The organism is Chromatium okenii, from assembly GCF_016583745.1.
In the GTDB taxonomy this organism is placed as follows: domain Bacteria; phylum Pseudomonadota; class Gammaproteobacteria; order Chromatiales; family Chromatiaceae; genus Chromatium; species Chromatium okenii.
The window spans coordinates 1-16,905 of the sequence record NZ_NRRQ01000046.1 but is presented as its reverse complement, the minus strand read 5'-3'; the positions used below and the strand labels follow the sequence as shown (position 1 = coordinate 16,905).

The 16,905-nt window shown below is 52.1% G+C and carries 17 protein-coding genes; 10 read left to right on the top strand and 7 right to left on the bottom strand.

All coding sequences use genetic code 11. The features are described 5' to 3' along the window. From CKO12_RS12885 to CKO12_RS12870, 4 genes are all read left to right on the top strand, one after another. Window positions 1-2,486 (top strand): glutamate synthase-related protein (locus CKO12_RS12885; protein ID WP_242466336.1); only part of this gene is annotated, 2,486 nt, incomplete at its 5' end. Beyond that, window positions 2,479-3,945, top strand: a complete 1,467-nt coding sequence (locus CKO12_RS12880) for a glutamate synthase subunit beta (RefSeq protein WP_200155137.1) — start codon at window positions 2,479-2,481, stop codon at window positions 3,943-3,945. The genes CKO12_RS12885 and CKO12_RS12880, both read left to right, overlap by 8 nt. 157 nt (window positions 3,946-4,102) lie before the next feature. Further along, a complete protein-coding gene (locus tag CKO12_RS12875; RefSeq protein WP_200155136.1) occupies window positions 4,103-4,816 on the top strand; it encodes an SDR family oxidoreductase in 714 nt (237 codons plus the stop codon). Window positions 4,817-4,819: 3 nt separating this feature from the next. Then, window positions 4,820-5,224: a hypothetical protein gene (locus CKO12_RS12870; RefSeq protein ID WP_200155135.1), complete on the top strand. Its 405-nt coding sequence runs from the start codon at window positions 4,820-4,822 to the stop codon at window positions 5,222-5,224. Between the two features lie 21 nt (window positions 5,225-5,245). Here the strand turns inward: CKO12_RS12870 and CKO12_RS12865 are convergent, their stop codons facing one another. The 5 genes from CKO12_RS12865 to CKO12_RS12845 all read right to left on the bottom strand — a co-directional run bounded on the left by CKO12_RS12865 (window position 5,246) and on the right by CKO12_RS12845 (window position 11,404). Next, on the bottom strand, window positions 5,246-6,907 hold the full coding sequence (locus CKO12_RS12865) for a hypothetical protein (protein ID WP_200155134.1): 1,662 nt from the start codon (window positions 6,905-6,907) through the stop codon (window positions 5,246-5,248). Window positions 6,908-6,954: 47 nt separating this feature from the next. Continuing rightward, window positions 6,955-9,324 (bottom strand): hypothetical protein, encoded by a 2,370-nt coding sequence (locus tag CKO12_RS12860; protein ID WP_200155133.1) that lies wholly within the window; start codon window positions 9,322-9,324, stop codon window positions 6,955-6,957. A 50-nt stretch (window positions 9,325-9,374) separates the two neighbouring features. Next, window positions 9,375-10,133, bottom strand: coding sequence for a uroporphyrinogen-III synthase (locus CKO12_RS12855; RefSeq protein ID WP_200155132.1), 759 nt, complete (start codon window positions 10,131-10,133; stop codon window positions 9,375-9,377). After that, on the bottom strand, window positions 10,130-11,062 hold the full coding sequence (gene hemC / locus CKO12_RS12850; RefSeq protein WP_200155131.1) for a hydroxymethylbilane synthase: 933 nt from the start codon (window positions 11,060-11,062) through the stop codon (window positions 10,130-10,132). The genes CKO12_RS12855 and hemC overlap by 4 nt, the downstream gene beginning before the upstream one ends. A gap of 120 nt (window positions 11,063-11,182) precedes the next feature. Then, window positions 11,183-11,404, bottom strand: a complete 222-nt coding sequence (locus CKO12_RS12845) for a hypothetical protein (RefSeq protein WP_200155130.1) — start codon at window positions 11,402-11,404, stop codon at window positions 11,183-11,185. Window positions 11,405-12,040: 636 nt separating this feature from the next. On the opposite strand from CKO12_RS12845, the gene CKO12_RS12840 reads away from it, so the two are divergent. The 4 genes from CKO12_RS12840 to CKO12_RS12825 all read left to right on the top strand — a co-directional run bounded on the left by CKO12_RS12840 (window position 12,041) and on the right by CKO12_RS12825 (window position 13,516). Beyond that, window positions 12,041-12,259 (top strand): hypothetical protein, encoded by a 219-nt coding sequence (locus CKO12_RS12840; RefSeq protein WP_200155129.1) that lies wholly within the window; start codon window positions 12,041-12,043, stop codon window positions 12,257-12,259. 48 nt (window positions 12,260-12,307) lie between these two features. Continuing rightward, complete coding sequence (locus CKO12_RS12835; protein WP_200155128.1) at window positions 12,308-12,502, top strand: type II toxin-antitoxin system HicA family toxin; 195 nt, start codon at window positions 12,308-12,310, stop codon at window positions 12,500-12,502. Next, window positions 12,499-12,738 (top strand): hypothetical protein, encoded by a 240-nt coding sequence (locus CKO12_RS12830; RefSeq protein ID WP_200155127.1) that lies wholly within the window; start codon window positions 12,499-12,501, stop codon window positions 12,736-12,738. The genes CKO12_RS12835 and CKO12_RS12830 overlap by 4 nt, the downstream gene beginning before the upstream one ends. A 73-nt stretch (window positions 12,739-12,811) precedes the next feature. After that, entirely contained in the window at window positions 12,812-13,516 is a 705-nt protein-coding gene (locus CKO12_RS12825; RefSeq protein ID WP_200155126.1) for a phospholipase D-like domain-containing protein, read from the top strand. Window positions 13,517-13,605: 89 nt separating this feature from the next. Here the strand turns inward: CKO12_RS12825 and mtnA are convergent, their stop codons facing one another. Beyond that, complete coding sequence (gene mtnA / locus CKO12_RS12820) at window positions 13,606-14,670, bottom strand: S-methyl-5-thioribose-1-phosphate isomerase (protein WP_200155125.1); 1,065 nt, start codon at window positions 14,668-14,670, stop codon at window positions 13,606-13,608. Between the two features lie 68 nt (window positions 14,671-14,738). Between mtnA and CKO12_RS12815 the strand changes: the two genes are divergently transcribed. Further along, window positions 14,739-16,070 carry a TRZ/ATZ family hydrolase gene (locus CKO12_RS12815; RefSeq protein ID WP_200155124.1) on the top strand — a complete coding sequence of 444 codons (1,332 nt, stop codon included), beginning with the start codon at window positions 14,739-14,741 and terminating at the stop codon, window positions 16,068-16,070. Between the two features lie 35 nt (window positions 16,071-16,105). Here the strand turns inward: CKO12_RS12815 and CKO12_RS12810 are convergent, their stop codons facing one another. Next, on the bottom strand, window positions 16,106-16,354 hold the full coding sequence (locus tag CKO12_RS12810) for a DUF6489 family protein (RefSeq protein ID WP_200155123.1): 249 nt from the start codon (window positions 16,352-16,354) through the stop codon (window positions 16,106-16,108). Window positions 16,355-16,506: 152 nt separating this feature from the next. Between CKO12_RS12810 and CKO12_RS12805 the strand changes: the two genes are divergently transcribed. Next, window positions 16,507-16,803: a hypothetical protein gene (locus CKO12_RS12805; protein ID WP_200155122.1), complete on the top strand. Its 297-nt coding sequence runs from the start codon at window positions 16,507-16,509 to the stop codon at window positions 16,801-16,803. Window positions 16,804-16,905 lie beyond the last annotated feature (102 nt).

Here is a 16,905-nt window from a genome sequence, read left to right as displayed (position 1 = left end):
CCGCCCCCCCTTTTCCAAAGGGTGGAGATCAAAAGCCCCCCTTAGAAAAAGGGGGGTTGGGGGGATTTGAAGCCGCGCAATATCGCTACATCAAGGCCATCGGCAAAGGCTTGAAAAAAGTCATGTCCAAAATGGGCATCTCCACTTTTCAATCGTATTGCGGAGCGCAGATTTTTGATGCGATTGGCTTAAACAGCGATTTCCTCAAACAGTATTTCACCGGCACCCCGACCACCATTGAAGGCATCGGGCTGGCAGAAGTCGCCGCCGAAGCGGTGCGCTGGCACGCGCAGGGCTACGGCACTGAGCAGATTTATCAACAGCATCTGGACGTTGGCGGCGATTATGCCTACCGGATTCGCGGCGAGGATCACATATGGACGCCGGAAACCATCGCCGCGCTGCAACACGCCACCCGCGCCAATAACGCCAGCACCTTCGCCGAGTTCTCGCGCTTGATTGATGAGCAATCCGAGCGGCTGTTGACGCTGCGCGGCTTGATGGAGTTCAAGTTTGCGCCGGAGCCAATTCCGCTCGACGAGGTGGAACCAGCCAAAGAGATCGTCAAACGCTTTGCCACTGGCGCGATGTCGTTTGGTTCGATCTCGCCCGAAGTTCACGCCAATCTGGCGCGGGCGATGAATGCCATCGGCGGCAAATCCAACACCGGCGAAGGTGGCGAAGAGCCAGCACGGTTTGCGCCGCTGCCTGATGGCTCGCGCAATCCCGAACGCTCGGCGATCAAGCAAGTTGCATCCGGTCGGTTTGGCGTCACGACCGAATATCTGGTCAACGCCGACGACATTCAGATCAAGATCGCCCAAGGCGCGAAGCCCGGTGAAGGTGGGCAATTGCCCGGTCATAAAGTCAGCGTCCAGATTGCGCGGGTGCGCCATTCGACGCCCGGCGTGGGGCTGATTTCGCCGCCGCCGCATCACGATATTTATTCGATTGAGGACTTGGCGCAGCTCATTCACGACCTTAAAAACGTGAATCCCACAGCGCGGATTTCGGTCAAATTGGTGTCGGAAATCGGCGTGGGCACGGTCGCAGCGGGCGTGTCGAAAGCGCACGCGGATCATGTGACGATTTCCGGTTATGACGGCGGTACCGGCGCGAGTCCGCTCACGTCGATCAAACATGCTGGCTCGCCGTGGGAAATCGGGCTGGCGGAAACCCAGCAAACGTTGGTGCTCAACAATCTGCGCGGTCGGATCGCAGTGCAGGTGGACGGCGGAATGCGCACCGGGCGCGATGTGGTGATTGGCGCGTTATTGGGCGCGGATGAATTCGGCTTTGCGACTGCGCCCTTGATCACGCAGGGCTGCGTGATGATGCGCAAATGTCATCTCAATACCTGTCCGGTCGGCGTGGCGACGCAAGACCCGGTGCTGCGTCAACGCTTCACCGGCCAGCCCGAACATCTCATCAACTATTTCTTCTTCATCGCCGAGGACGTGCGGCGATTGATGGCGCGGCTGGGTTTCCGCACCGTCAACGAGATGGTCGGACAATCGCAGCGGCTCGAAATGCGGCGAGCGATTGACCATTGGAAAGCAGAAGGGCTGGATTTCTCGCGCCTGCTGCATCAGCCAGCCGTGCCCGCCAACGTCGCGCTCTCGCACTGCGAGCAGCAGGAGCACGGGATTGAACACGCGCTGGATCACACGCTGCTTGCGCAAGCTGCGGCGGTGCTCCAATCCCCCCCAGCCCCCCTTTTCCAAAGGGGGGAGATGGAGCGGGTGGTGATTGACATCGCGCTGCGCAATCACAACCGCACTTTTGGGACGTTGCTGTCGGGGCGCATTGCGGAGCGTTACGGTCACGCGGGGCTGCCCGATGACACGATTCATATCAACGCGACCGGCACCGCCGGGCAATCGCTGGGCGCGTGGTTGGCGCACGGGGTGACGATTCAACTCTCCGGCGAAGGCAATGATTACGTTGGGAAGGGTTTATCTGGTGGGCGCATCGTCATTTATCCGCCCGCCAATTCGGCGATCGGCAAGGCGGAGGACAACATCATCGTTGGCAATACCGTTTTATATGGCGCGATCAGCGGCGAGTGCTATTTCCGGGGCGTCGCTGGTGAACGCTTTTGCGTCCGCAATTCGGGCGCGACCGCAATCGTGGAAGGCGTCGGCGATCACGGCTGCGAATATATGACCGGCGGTATCGCGGTGGTGCTCGGCACGACCGGGCGCAACTTCGCAGCGGGGATGTCGGGCGGCATCGCTTATGTGTTTGATGAAGCTGGGGATTTTGCCAGCCGCTGCAATCTGGCGATGGTGGAGTTGGAGCCAGTTGATGATGCGGAGCGACTCAAACAGTTGATTCAAAAGCATTTTCACTACACCCAATCTGAGGTCGCGCAGCGCATTCTCGCCGAGTGGGAGGCGATGGTGCCCAAGTTCGTCAAAGTGATGCCAGTTGATTACAAAAAAGCTCTCAAAGCGTTGCAAGATCAGGAGGTTGCGCATGGGTAAGCCCACTGGATTTTTAGAAATTCCGCGCAGCGACCGGCGTTACGAACCCGTCGCGGATCGCATCAGCACTTACCAAGAATTTGTCATTCCGCTGACGGAAGCGGAATTGCAAGCGCAAGGGTCGCGCTGCATGGATTGCGGCATTCCGTTTTGTCATCGCGGCTGTCCGGTCAACAACATCATTCCCGATTGGAATGATCTGATTTATCGCGGCGAGTGGCGGCAAGCGGTGGACGTGCTGCATTCGACAAACAATTTTCCCGAATTCACCGGGCGCATCTGCCCCGCGCCGTGCGAGGCGTCCTGCACGTTGAATATCGACGAGCAGCCGGTGACGATCAAAACCATCGAATGCGCGATCATCGACCGCGCTTGGGAAGCGGGTTGGATCACGCCGCAGGTGCCGGAACGTCGCAGCGGCAAACGGGTTGCAGTGGTCGGTTCTGGCCCCGCTGGTTTGGCGACTGCGCAGCAACTCGCTCGTGCCGGGCATCAGGTGTCGCTGTTTGAAAAGGCGGATCGGATCGGCGGACTGCTGCGTTACGGCATCCCCGATTTCAAATTGGACAAGCGTTTGATTGATCGGCGCATGGCGCAGATGCGCACCGAAGGCGTTGAATTTCATACCAATGCGCACATCGGCGTCACCATTCCGGTCAGTCAATTGCAAGCGGAATATGACGCGCTGGTGCTGGCGGGCGGTTCTGAGCAGCCGCGTGATTTGCCAGTGCCGGGACGAGCGTCAAACGGCGTGCATTTTGCGATGGATTTTTTGCGCGGCAACAGCAAACGCGTTCAGGGTTCACCGATGAGCGATGCCGAATTCATCAGCGCCGAGGGCAAGCATGTGGTCGTCATCGGTGGCGGCGATACCGGCTCGGACTGCATCGGCACCTCGAAGCGGCACGGCGCAGCTTCGGTCACGCAGATTGAAATCCTGCCGCGCCCGCCGGAGCAGGAAAACAAAGGCTTGACCTGGCCGGATTGGCCGAATCGGTTCCGCACTTCCAGCTCGCAAGAGGAAGGCTGTCAGCGGATGTGGAATATCGCCACCGACCGCTTCAACTGCGATGCTGCTGGCAACCTGACGGGCGTGTCTTATCACCTCGTTGAATGGGAGCAGGACGCGACTGGGCGCTGGCAGATGCGCGATGTGCCAGACAGCGCCGGTGAATTGAAAGCCGAGCTGGTGTTGTTGGCGATGGGTTTTGTCCATCCAGTACACAACGGAATGCTCGCCGCGCTGCGCGATAACGCCGGTTTGGAACTGGATGCGCGGGGCAATGTGAAGGGCGTCACCGACGGCGCGACCGCTTATCACACCTCAGTTGACGGCGTATTTGCCGCCGGAGATATGCGGCGCGGACAATCGCTCGTCGTGTGGGCGATCCGCGAAGGTCGCCAATGTGCCCGCGCTGTCGATGAATGGCTGATGGGGCACTCGGATTTGCCGCGTTAGTGAATTGAAATAAAAACCCCGGTTTATATCGGGGTTTTTGCCCAATTGATTAAATCCACCCAACCACCTTTTCATTTGTTGTCAAAATAGCTGTTTGATTATTAAGCAACTCTCTCCATAATTCGGCACATCGCACCTCTCAAAATGGCTCAAAATAATGTTTCCACTCAATCAAAAAATCATAATTCTTACCGGCGCAACCGGCAATCTCGGACGGGTCACTGCGCAAGTGTTAGCGGCACAAGGAGCGCGGCTGGCGCTGGTCGGGCGCAATTTACCGAAACTTGACGACGTGCGACAAAGCCTGACTAACCCCGGCAATGTCGCCATTTTTGTCGCCGATGTCCGCCACCCCGAAGCCGTGACGGTGATGATGAACCAAGTCCTCACCCGTTTTGGACGGGTGGATGGGCTGATTAATTTGGCAGGCGGTTTCACGATGGGCGCGGCGGTACACAACGCGCCAGATGCCGATTGGGACGCGATGTTGGATTTGAACCTGCGCACAACGCGCAACTGTATTCGCGCAGTGGTGCCGCATTTGTTGAAGGCGGGCGGCGGGCGGATCGTCAACATTGCCGCTCGCGGAGCCGTCACCGGCGCGGCCTACATGGCACCTTATGCGGTCTCAAAAGCCGCCGTCGTCACCCTCACCGAAAGCGTCGCCGCCGAGCTAAACGCGCACGACATTACCGTCAACTGCCTGCTGCCCGGCACCTTAGACACGCCCGACAATCGCGCCGCCATGCCGCAGCAAAACCCCGCTCATTGGGTCGCGCTGGAGGCGCTTGCCGAAGTCATTGCTTTTCTGGTTTCCGATGCCGCTCGTGCGATTACTGGCGCGGCAATTCCGGTTTATGGGCGCAGTTAAATTGTGAAACAACTTCACATGATGATTGGCGCTGGTTTAATGGTTATCAGCATGTTTATTGCTGCTGCCGCACCAGATGAATTAACGCGCCAACGCTGCGTGGAAGCAGTAGAAGCGGCCGCAGCAGTTGATTTTTATCACGCGCAATGTCGCGGTGATGTTTCAGCACGGCGCATGGATAACTTAAATAAGTTATTGGTGAGTTCGCGGCGGATTACGGTATTGGCAGTGAAAGATGACTATTTTCCAGAACGCAATTATCGCCACGTTGAAAAACGGTTAGAGCGGGATTTTATGGCGCTATTGCGGGACAATGGCGGCTGTGCAGGCGCAAAAGCAGCGGGGTTATTGGAACAATTTACCACCCGTTATGAATCCGCGCTGGCAGCAATTCGCGCTTTACCTTAATTATCAAGAAAATCATTTCAATTAACGTCTCAAAAATCCCAATTCATACACCAGCGGCTGCAATTTCTCGGTCAAGGTTTTATATGCCACTTCAAACGCAGCAAAACTGACCAACGCATCATAATCACCGCTATCATTGCGCTTTTTCAAAGCGTTGCGGAGTTGATACCAACCAACATCAGCGCGATTTAATTTTAACTCACGGCGCACGGTATAATTATCCACTTCCGCAAAATAGGCTTGCCAAAGTGTTTTCCCTTCAGCAAGCACCGCTGTTGCTTCCGTTGACTGCACCTTATCTTGTAAATAATTCACCATAAACTCAGATTCAAACTGCATTGGTGCGTTGACCTCGGTTGCCGTGAACGGAATAAAATGATTAACGATTGACCACGTTGCGCCATTCCATTCTAAATCATCGGCGCTGGCAGTGAGATTGCTGCCGTTAAACAGCATCCAAATCAAGCAATCGTGTTTGAATTCATTTGTTAATTCACCAGTTGGTTGCAAAAATTGATCGCGGTCATTTAACCAAGTGGGTTTCACTAAACGGCGCACGGCAAAAATAATGGCGGCTTGCCAAAGATTGTCGGGATTGACATAAAAGCCATTACCTCCGCCATAAGGCGATGAAAATAAAACAGTTTGCTGAGTTGCATGTTGTATGTCATTAACGCCGCAATACATATAAGCAATCGCTTTGTTTGACCAAGTTGATACGCGTGCATTCCCTATTGTAGCAACAAGTGCATTCTTTAATGGGATAACTTCAACCTTGTTGGCTCTTGGACGTTTTAACCACACATTCAAAAATTGTTCGTTCGGTAAATGATAAAACTTCTTTTCGCCAATTGGTTGGGTTTTTTTATCAAACACCTCAACTGAAATCTCGGTAATCAGCTTTTTCTTTTTGGCAGTTTGATTCGTCTTCCACACTAAAAAACCAATCGGAAAATTGCCTTTTAAGCCATCAAATGCCTTGCTATGCACCACAAAGCCACCGAGATATTCAGCATTCCAAGCCTGTCTGAATTTCTCAAAGTTGGGCGCGTTGACGTATTTTAGTTTGCTGAATATCGCTATCGTTGCTGTTGGGATTTCTAACGCAATTCTGGCTAAACATTGCGTAAATAATTCGTTGCTGGCTTTACCATAACGACTCATTGCAACAGCAGCAAGTTTAGTTTTTGCCACGCCTGTTTTATTCTTAGCACCTGCACCGATTGCAGTATTGTCGGCGTTGGTTGCTTCCGCATACGGCGGATTGATTAACACCACAATCTTCTTGCCTGCGTGAATCGCATCACGCAACGCTGGTGGCACTTTATTGGTCAGGCTGTAATCAATTTTGCCGTCATCAGTAATATCATCATTCAAATAATCATATTGAAAGCGCGTGGCGGCGACGCAGGTTTTCGTTGCTCGCATCACATCAATATCCGCAACGTCTAACGTGCTCATAAATAAATTGCGGTGATTGGAATGTTTGACTTCTAAATTGCCAACGCCGCAGCACATATCCCACACGAGATAATTTTTCTGCCAATTCTTTCCCAACACCTCAGCAAGTGTGTCATAAGCGCGATCCACAACATTGAGCGGCGTATAATATGCACCCTTAAAGCTGCGCTCATTCAGTGGAATTAAACTATCGCTGTGTTCCAATAAACAATTTTGCGGCATTTGTGTCTTGCAAACGGCTTCAGAATCAGTAGCTGCTGTCATATTACTCAACGTTTCAAAAAGCCCAATTCATACACCAGCGGCTGCAATTTCTCGGTCAAGGTTTTATATGCTGCTTCAAACGCAGCAAAACTGACCAGCACATCATAATCACCGCTATCATTGCGCTTTTTCAAAGCGTTGCGGAGTTGATACCAACCAACATCAGCGCGATTTAATTTTAATTCATGGCGCACAATGTGATTATCACTCTGGGCAAAATAAGCCAGCCACAATTGTTTGCCTGCCGCGAGCACAGCTTTTGCTTCAGATGACTGCTTTTTGCCTTTCAAATAGCGCACCATAAAATCAGATTCAAATCGCGTTGGTGCATTGACCTCGGTTTCCGTGAACGGAATAAAATGATTGACGATTGACCACGTTGCGCCATTCCATTCTAAATCGTCGGCGCTGGCGGTGAGATTGCTGCCGTTAAACAACATCCAGATCAAGCAATCGTGTTTGAATTCATTTGTTAATTCACCAGTCGGTTGCAAAAATTGATCGCGGTCATTCAACCAAGTGGGTTTCACTAAACGGCGCACGGCAAAGATGATGGCGGCTTGCCAAAGATTGTCGGGATTGATGTATATGCCGCCACTCTCACCGTAAGCTCTCGATGAAAGAATATAGGTGCTGTTAGCATTTTGCATATCGTTACCTTTTGCGGTGAGATATGCTAAAGCATCATTTGACCAAGTTTTAAAATCTTTCTTAGCTGCTGGCGTCACCGCATTTGTTAGCGGAATAACCTCTACTTTATTAGATTTAGGGCGTTCAATCCAAACATTAAGCATGTTTTTATTAGGGATGTTATAAAAATTCTTCTCGCCAACAGGATTGGCGTTTTTGTCGAGCACTTCTACAGTAACTTCGTCAATTTGATTTTTTAATCTAGTATTCCACACTAAAAAACCTATGGGAAAATCGCCTTTTAATCCATCAAAATTTTTACTATGAACAACAAATCCACCTAAGTATTTTGCATACCAAACTGCTCTAAACTTTTCAAAAAATGGCGCGTTAATATATTTGAGTTTACTAAACATAGCAATAGTTGCTGTCGGTATTTCTTGGGCAATGCGAGCAATAAATTGAGTAAAAAGCTCACGCGTAGCTGAACCATAACCACACATCATTGACGACGAAACTTGACTTTTTGCAACATCTTTTTTGCTATCTGCATATACCGATGAAGCTGCCTCCGCATACGGCGGATTCATCAGCACTAAAATTTTCTTACCTTCATTAATTGCATCGCGCAACGCTGGCGGCAGTTTATTGGTGAGGCTGTAATCAATTCTGCCGTCATCGGTAATATCATCATTCAAATAATCATATTGAAAGCGCGTAGCAGCAACACAGGTTTTCGTTGCTCGCATCACATCAATATCCGCAACATCTAACGTACTCATAAACAGATTGCGGTGATTGGAATGCTTCACTTCTAAATTGCCGACGCCGCAGCACATATCCCACACGAGATAATTTTTCTGCCAATTCTTTCCTAATACCTCGGCAAGTGTGTCATAAGCGCGATCCACGACATTGAGCGGCGTATAATATGCGCCCTTAAAGCTGCGCTCATTCAACGGAATTAAACTATCACGCCGTTCCAGTAAATAGTTGCGATGTTCTTCCTGTGGCGGACGGTGATAAATTGCCCAAAACTGGCGATACCCTTCTTTGTTACCTAACGCGCAGAGCTTGCCATCCAGAAAAAATGCAGGTTTACCGTCTACAAAAATTAACTTTGCCGAAATTTCCTGATAAGAAGATACCGTGCCGTCATTCATTATGTCGGCAAAAAACAGCAACGCATAATCTTCGGCGCTGACACCTTCAATCTCGCTGCCAATCATCGTCACCCATTTATCAAAGACCTGTTTCAAATTATCCGGCGTGATTTGAATCCGAATGATTTCGCCGGTTTGAATCGCGGCTTTGATGGTGGCAATAAATTCCTCTTCGTGCGTTTCTAAACGAAACGAGACAAAATAGGTGCCGATATATGCGGACACGACCTCCAAGGCTTCGGGCGTGTATTTGCTGGCGGATTTGCCCCAGCGAATCGTTTTTTTAGCTAAAAATGGCAGCACATCGGCGCTTTTCATTATCGCTGCTTTTTCAGTATCAATCACTGCTAAAAACGGCGGAATGCGTTCGCCTTTATTCAACGCATCCTGCACATAATGCAGCAACTGCGTAAACATCGCATAACTGGAATGTTTGCCAGTATCTTTGGCTTCAAACCAGATTTCTTCAGTTTGAATATCAATTAAACCCTTGGTGTAGCTGGTTAAACCCAAGGCTTTGATATACGCATCTTTTACGTCTTCTTCACTGCGAACGTTTTTCAAATCAGCGTACAGAGTCATCGCTTGCTCGCAAAAAAAGCCCCCCTTTGAAAAAAGGGGGTTGGGTGGATTCAAACGATCAATTCACATAATGCCCGCACAATTGCCGCATCTTCAGCGCGTTCAGCAACTTTTATGGTCTGAAAACCTAACTGACGCGCCGTTTGTGCCGTGCGTTCAGCAATTACCACCAACGGCGTTTTTAAGACCAATTCCCGCCCCGCCGCGCCGAGCAGCGCCAGCAAATTCAGCAACACTTCGTCACTGGTCGCCAGCGTCGCCGCCACCGTCGTCTCCCACTGCGCCAGCAAAGGCGTCGGATCGCAGTCGGGCTGCACCCGCCGATACACCTCGGCAAATTGCACCGTCGCACCCCGCGCCGTCAGCGTGTCGGCAAACAGCGCCCGCCCACCTTCGCCGCGCACGATCAGCACCCGCTGCCCGCGCATGTCCGCCAATTCCGGCATCTCCAGCAACGCCTCGCTTTCGTAGCGATCATTGGGCACCAAATCCGGCGCTCGCCCGGCGGCAGTCAGCACCCGCGCCGTGCCGCGCCCGACGGCAGCGATCCATTTCACCCGCGCCCAGCGTCCATCGCTGACCTGCGCCAGCGCCTGTGTCACCGCATTGGGGCTGACGAAATAGAGCAAATCCCACGCCTCCGCCAACAGCGCGGCGGTCTGCGTCGTCGCCACTGGCGCAATCGCAATCGTGGGAAAGCGAATGGCGCGACCACCCGCCGCTGCGATCAATTGACACAACGGCTCGGCTTGCGCTGCCGGGCGCGTCACTAAAATGCCGCGCCCACCGAGATCAACCGCGCTGCTCATTCGTTCTCCGCTGCCAACGCGCTCAAAATCTCGCCCGCGCCCTGCGCCAGCAACGCATCAGCGACCTGCGTCCCGATCTCAACTGCCGCACTGCGTAATCCGCTCGCCTCCGCCCGCAGAATCCGCGTGCCATCGGGAGTGCCGACCAGCCCGCGCAGCCACAAGTGATCGCCATCAATCACCGCGTGACCGGCAATCGGCACCTGACAGCCGCCGTGCAACCGCAGATTCATCGCCCGCTCCGCCAGCACCCGATCAGCAGTTTCAGGATGATGCAGCGGCGCAATCAACGCCTCGATGCGCGGATCGTTGCAGCGGCATTCAATCCCAATTGCGCCCTGTCCAATCGCCGGCAAACTCACCTCTGCGGCAATCGGTGCACGAATTCGCGCCTCAAATCCCAGCCGAATCAAACCGGCTGCCGCCAAAATGATCGCGTCATAATCACCGGCGTCGAGCTTGGCCAAGCGGGTGTTGACGTTGCCGCGCAGCGGTTCGATGCGCAGATCAGGACGGCGGTCGGCGAGCTGGCACTGACGCCGCAGGCTGGAGGTGCCGACGCAAGCGCCGTGCGGCAGCGCGGCAAAATCGGCGAAATTGTTGGAAACAAACGCGTCGTGCGGATTCTCGCGCTCCATCACCACCGCGAGCTGCAAACCGTCGGGAAATTCGACCGGCACATCTTTCAACGAATGCACGGCAATATCGGCCTCGCCAGCCAGCATTCCTTGTTCTAACTCTTTGACAAATAACCCTTTACCACCCACTTTTGCCAGCGGCGCGTCAAGAATCCGGTCGCCTTTGGTGCTCATGCCGATGATTTCAATGCTGAGATCAGGGTGCAATTGTTGGAGCAAGGCGGCGACGTGTTCGGCTTGCCAGAGAGCGAGCGGGGATTTACGGGTGGCGATACGAATACTGTTGACCATGTTGAATCCTAAAAAATGAAGCCAAAAAAACAGCGGTTGTGGCGCTGAGTGAACGAGCAAGTGGGGCGCGATTGTGGCATAGCGACTGGGATGGTGACACTGAGCGGGCGGCAGCGGTGGTCAGCGCAAGTCGGCGTATCGCTGTTTGATTTTCTGAATTTTGCTGACGGTCATCTTGCTGAGAAGGTGAAATACCTTGCGTTGCGCGAGGTGATTTCTGGTGGGCGAGTCGTCAATTAACTGCAACCGTGCTTGAAAATAAGCCAAGTCGGCCTCCAGCCGCGTGAGTCGCACCCGCTGGCGCTTGCGTTCTTCCATTTCAGCGAGATTTGACTCTGCCATTGTGTTGTTTGATCTCGATTGTTGTTAATTGTCAGTGTTTGGCATTACACAGCGGATCAGGTGCGCTTATTCCTCACTCCCAGCATAATGCGGTCTGATGCAAAATCAAGCAGTGGTGTTGTCAATTATCAGAATTTTTAGGTCATCACACAATAAAATATATCGTTTCTGAGTCGGGGCTGTCAGCCTGTTGGTCTAAAGGAGATACTGAGCAAAAAGCCCTAGAAAACATCCGAGATGCGATTGAATAATTAAGAACATTGCGACGCCATGTGAATGACAGTTGGTTGCTGCGCAGTTCCTGAAAGTACTGAAATGATGTGATTTTTGTTAGCTATCACAATGAATTATGAGAAAATTATTCAAAATCTGTGGCTTGTAGGCAAAAAAAGTACTTGACATGATTGCTGAACAAGTGTAATCATTCTGTATAATGGTTTTAGGATATGAGCGAAGAATACAATTTTAGCAAATTTTGGAAAAAATTAGCATTTATTTAGAATAATCTTAACTACTTCAAAACCTTATTCGGAAAAGTTTGGAATTCCATATAAAGTTTAATTAACTTTTGCGTGATTGATCAGAAAATAAATACCTTAACCAGTAACTTTAATAATTCTGATTTTGAGAAATAACATGACGCAACTACTTGAACAAGCATTTCAAGAAGCTTCTAAACTCCCTGATATTCAGCAAAACATGATTGCAAGATGGCTATTGGATGAATTGTCAGTCGAAAAAAAGTGGGATTTTTTGTTTGCTGAATCTGAAGATTTTTTAGCAGGTCTCGCAGATGAAGCTTTACAAGAGTATCACACCGGAAAAACTAAGCCTTTGAATTTGAGTGATCTGTGATTTCACACACGACAGAATTATTGTAGGACATCAGAATATAGAAAAATTATGCCTCGTAAAATTAGAGCATTGCTACGCGATCTTGAAAAAGCAGGATTCAAAAATCGCGGTGGAAAAGGAAGCCACCGGAATTTTGAGCATGATTTTGGGTCTCGAATCACGATTTCCGGCAGGCTCGGTGACGATGCAAAACCTTATCAAGAGCGTGAAGTTAAACAAAAAATTGAAGAGACAACGCGATGAAAGATAGCACTAGATATTTGAAAATTGTTGAATGGTCAGATGAAGATCAATGCTTTGTTGGTCAATGTCCTGGTGTTATCGGTTCATGCTGTCATGGCGATGATGAAATAACTGTTTATACCGAACTTTGTACAATTGTTGATGAATGGTTAGCGTTATGGAAACAAGAGGGTAAACCATTACCGCCACCAACGTACGGTAAAGGTATTGCGCAAAAACTGGCGGATGTTGCCTGACAAGTTGCTTGCGCTAAAGTTTTTGTGGATATAACATACGGAAACCAATATTTAACCTTGGCAAGAAAAAGCTATGAATGATTTAAATAAATTTAAACTAGATAGTGATGGCAATTTTGAAGGAAATTTGTCGGACAACAGCGTGTTATCAAATAACGGTGTGTCAGTCTACTTCAGAGATATTGAAAACAAACTTTTGTCGCACATAGCAAAAGCAGATGCTGTATTTGGCGCGGTCGCTTGGTTGACAAGCGATCCAATCCTTGATGCATTATCCAAACTATCGGATGTGTCAATAGTAGTGCAAAAAGAAGATTTTCTTCGTCCCGATATCGGAGTATCCGCCAATTGGAAAAAAAGATTAAGAAAACAATATTCTAAGCTCAGCTGTGGTTTAACACGATACTCGTTTCCAAATATTCTAAGCTCAATGTCAGTGGCATCTGATCCATCAATTGATCCAGTTCGATGCGTCGGCAATCATAATCGAGATAAAAAAACAGCATCTCCAAGAATGCATAATAAGTTTTTAGTATTTGCTAAAATACAGAGAAATGATGATGATTTTGAGCCAGAAACGATAGAACCTTATGCGGTATGGACAGGTTCTTTCAACTTTACGATAAATTCAACTAAGTCTTTAGAAAATGCACTTTACATAACTGACCCCGTAATAGTAAAAGCATTTTTTGATGAGTATGGACAAATTGCTGCAATGTCTGAGCCATTGGATTGGACATCAGATTGGATAGAACCAGAGTGGAGAATTGGAACATAAAATCAGTGCTAACAATCGCACATTCAAATCGCAAAAAGCGCCACTCGTTCCTCGCGCCGCTTTTTGCATCCGATGATAGATATGCAGCTTTAAGCTTCCAATCCCATCAGCCCCCGCATTTTCTCCGTCGTCGGATTCAACACCACCCCGCGCTCAGTGACGATGGCATCCACCAGCGCCGCCGGCGTCACATCAAACACAGGATTCCGCGCCACGCAGCCCACCGGCGCTAATTGTTGCCCGCCACAGCCCAGCAATTCCGCTGGATCGCGCTCTTCAATTGGAATCTCCGCGCCGCTGGCGATGCTCATATCCACCGTCGACGTCGGCGCTGCGACCATCACCTTGATTCCGTGATGCCGCGCCAGCACCGCTAAACCATAAGTGCCGATTTTGTTCGCCACATCGCCGTTCGCCGCGATCCGATCCGAGCCGACAATCACCCAGCCCACCGTTCCCGTCGCCATCAAACTCGCTGCCGCGCAGTCCGCCTGCAACGTGACCGGAATCCCGTCGTGCATCAATTCCCACGCCGTCAGCCGCGCCCCTTGCAGCCATGGGCGGGTTTCATCCGCAAACACGCGCCCAATTTTGCCTGCCGCAAACGCGCTGCGTACCACGCCCAGCGCCGTGCCATAACCGCCAGTCGCCAATGCGCCAGCGTTGCAATGTGTAATGATGTCAGTCGGTTGCGTCAGCAGCGCCGCGCCCAACTCACCGATGCGCCGATTCGCATCCCGATCTTCTTGATGAATCGCCAACGCCTCGTTTAACAACGCGCCAGTCGGATCGCCGTCAGCGAGCTGCGCGATCAACGCCTCCATGCGCCGCAGCGCCCAAAATAGATTGACCGCCGTCGGGCGCGATGCCGCGAGCCGGGCTAAATCCACCGTGATTGCCGTTTTCCAGCCCGCGCCAGCAGCGACAAACGCAGCGCGTCCGGCTAATACCACGCCATAGGCAGCGGCAATGCCAATCGCTGGCGCACCGCGCACGACCATTGCGCGAATCGCGTCGGCGACGGCAGCGGCTTGATCGTAAACGAGAAATTCTGCCCGCTGCGGCAAAATCCGCTGATCGGCAAGATACAAATGCCCGTCGTGCCACAGCGCGGCATCGTCAGGCGTGGGAATGGTTGGTGCAGTGGTTTTCATCATTCGCTCCATGTGGCATGTTGCGGCGCATTCTCGCTGATTCCCCGTTATAACCAAAGGACGCACCGATGCAGGCTGAACTCGTCATCTATCCGCAGTGGATACTTCCCGTTGATCGGGACAATCGCCAATTGACCAACCACGCGCTCGCCATCGCCGACGGGCGGATTGTGGCGATTGTGCCGGCAGCGGAAGCGCGGCAGTCAATTCACGCGCAGCAAGTGCTTGAATTGCCAGAACATGTGCTGATTCCGGGCTTGGTCAATGCCCACACCCACGCGGCGATGACGCTGCTGCGCGGATTGGCGGACGATTTGCCGCTGATGACGTGGTTGCACGATTACATCTGGCCGACCGAGCAACGCTGGGTGGATGCGGAATTTGTGCGCGACGGGACGCGGCTGGCGGTGCTGGAGATGTTGTGCGGCGGCGTCACCTGTTATCACGACATGTATTTTCATCCCGAAGTCACCGCGCAGGTGACGGCAGATGCGGGAATGCGAGCGGTGATTGGCATGATCGTGGTCGATTTTCCGACCGGTTATGCCGCCAACGCCGACGCCTATTTGACGAAAGGGCTGGCGCTCCACGCGGCGTATCGTGACCACCCGCTCATCCGCGTCGCATTTGCGCCACATTCGCCTTATGCCGTGTCGGATGCGCCGTTGCAGCGGATTAACGCGCTGGCCGCGCAGCTTGACGTGCCGATTCATCTGCATCTGCATGAAACGCATGATGAAATTGTGCAATCAGAACGCGATCACGGGCAGCGCCCGTTCCAGCGCCTCGACCAGCTCGGGCTAATCAACTCGCGGCTGCTCGCCATTCACATGACGCAGCTTAACGATGCGGAAATTGCGCGGCTGGCGGAGACCGGTGCGCACGTCGTGCATTGCCCGGAATCCAATCTCAAGTTGGCGAGCGGGTTTTGTCCGGTGGAGAAATTGCTGGCAGCGGGCGTGAATGTCGCGCTCGGCACCGATGGCGCAGCGAGCAATAACGATTTGAATATATTGGGAGAAATGCGCACGGCGGCGCTGCTCGGCAAAGGCGTTGCCGGTTCTGCGACTGCTGTATCTGCCACTGCCGCGCTGCGGATGGCGACAATCAACGGCGCACGGGCGCTGGGTTTGGCAGATGAGATTGGTTCGCTGGAAGTGGGCAAGTCGGCGGATATTGTTGCGTTGGATTTCAACGATTTACACACGCAGCCGGTCTATCATCCCGGCTCGCAATTGGTTTATGCGGCGAGTCGGCAGCAGGTGCGGCAGGTGTGGATTCGGGGGCAGCAGGTGGTGCGCGATGGTGTGCCGACTTCGCTTGATTCCGCTGAGGTGATTGCGGCGGCGCGGGCGTGGGGTGAACGAATCGCTGATGGGCAAACGTTGGCAGTGAATTGATCAGCAACTGCCAACGTGAGCAAGTGCTTGTATTCTTAATCGGTTTTTGAGCCGCCCGACAGTTTGGCAACATTGGTCAGCATGTTTTGGAACAAATCCCAAGACGCCATCGAGCCGGTGAGATACGGTTGAAAGAGTTTTACTGGATCGTAGCCGTCAACGCCGCTGGTCATGCGCTCCCGCACGTCGTCGAGCAGTTGGCGCTGGAACGCTTCCACATCTGGCAAACCAAAGACCTTGCGGACTTCTTCAGGTGTGATGTCAAACTCAACGGAGACTTTCATGGTGGGAACCAAAGGCAAAGGGAACGGTGTGAGCAGTCTACGGGATTGGATTCACCAATCGCTAGTAATTGAGCGAGGAACCAACAGATGAAAATGGTGACAGAAATGCGGGCGGGCTGGTGCGGTGGCTTGGCAGTTGGAGGCAACCGCTGATGGCGCTTGTGGCATGGTTGGTGAGCCCGTTGGTGTTGACGCTGCTGGGAATGAGCGCCACCGGAGTGCTGATTTGGTTTGCGGGGCCGCTGCTCCACTTTGGCCAGTTCGATCCGCTGGCAACGGTGGAAGCGCGACTGCTGGCCATCGTCGCGTTGTTGAGCATCTGGGGCGTGATTGCGCTGATCAGCGTGTGGATGGATCGCCGCCGTAACGCGCAGATGGTGGAACAACTGGCGACGGATGCTGAGACCGGCGCGGAGGCGAGTGCGGAGCTAAACTCTAGTATTGCATAAAGTGCATTTTAGTGCATTATAGCCACATGGAAAACACAATCAGCACAGGCAAAGCCGCCGCGTTACTCGGCATTTCCGTCAAAACCCTGCAACGCTGGGAAC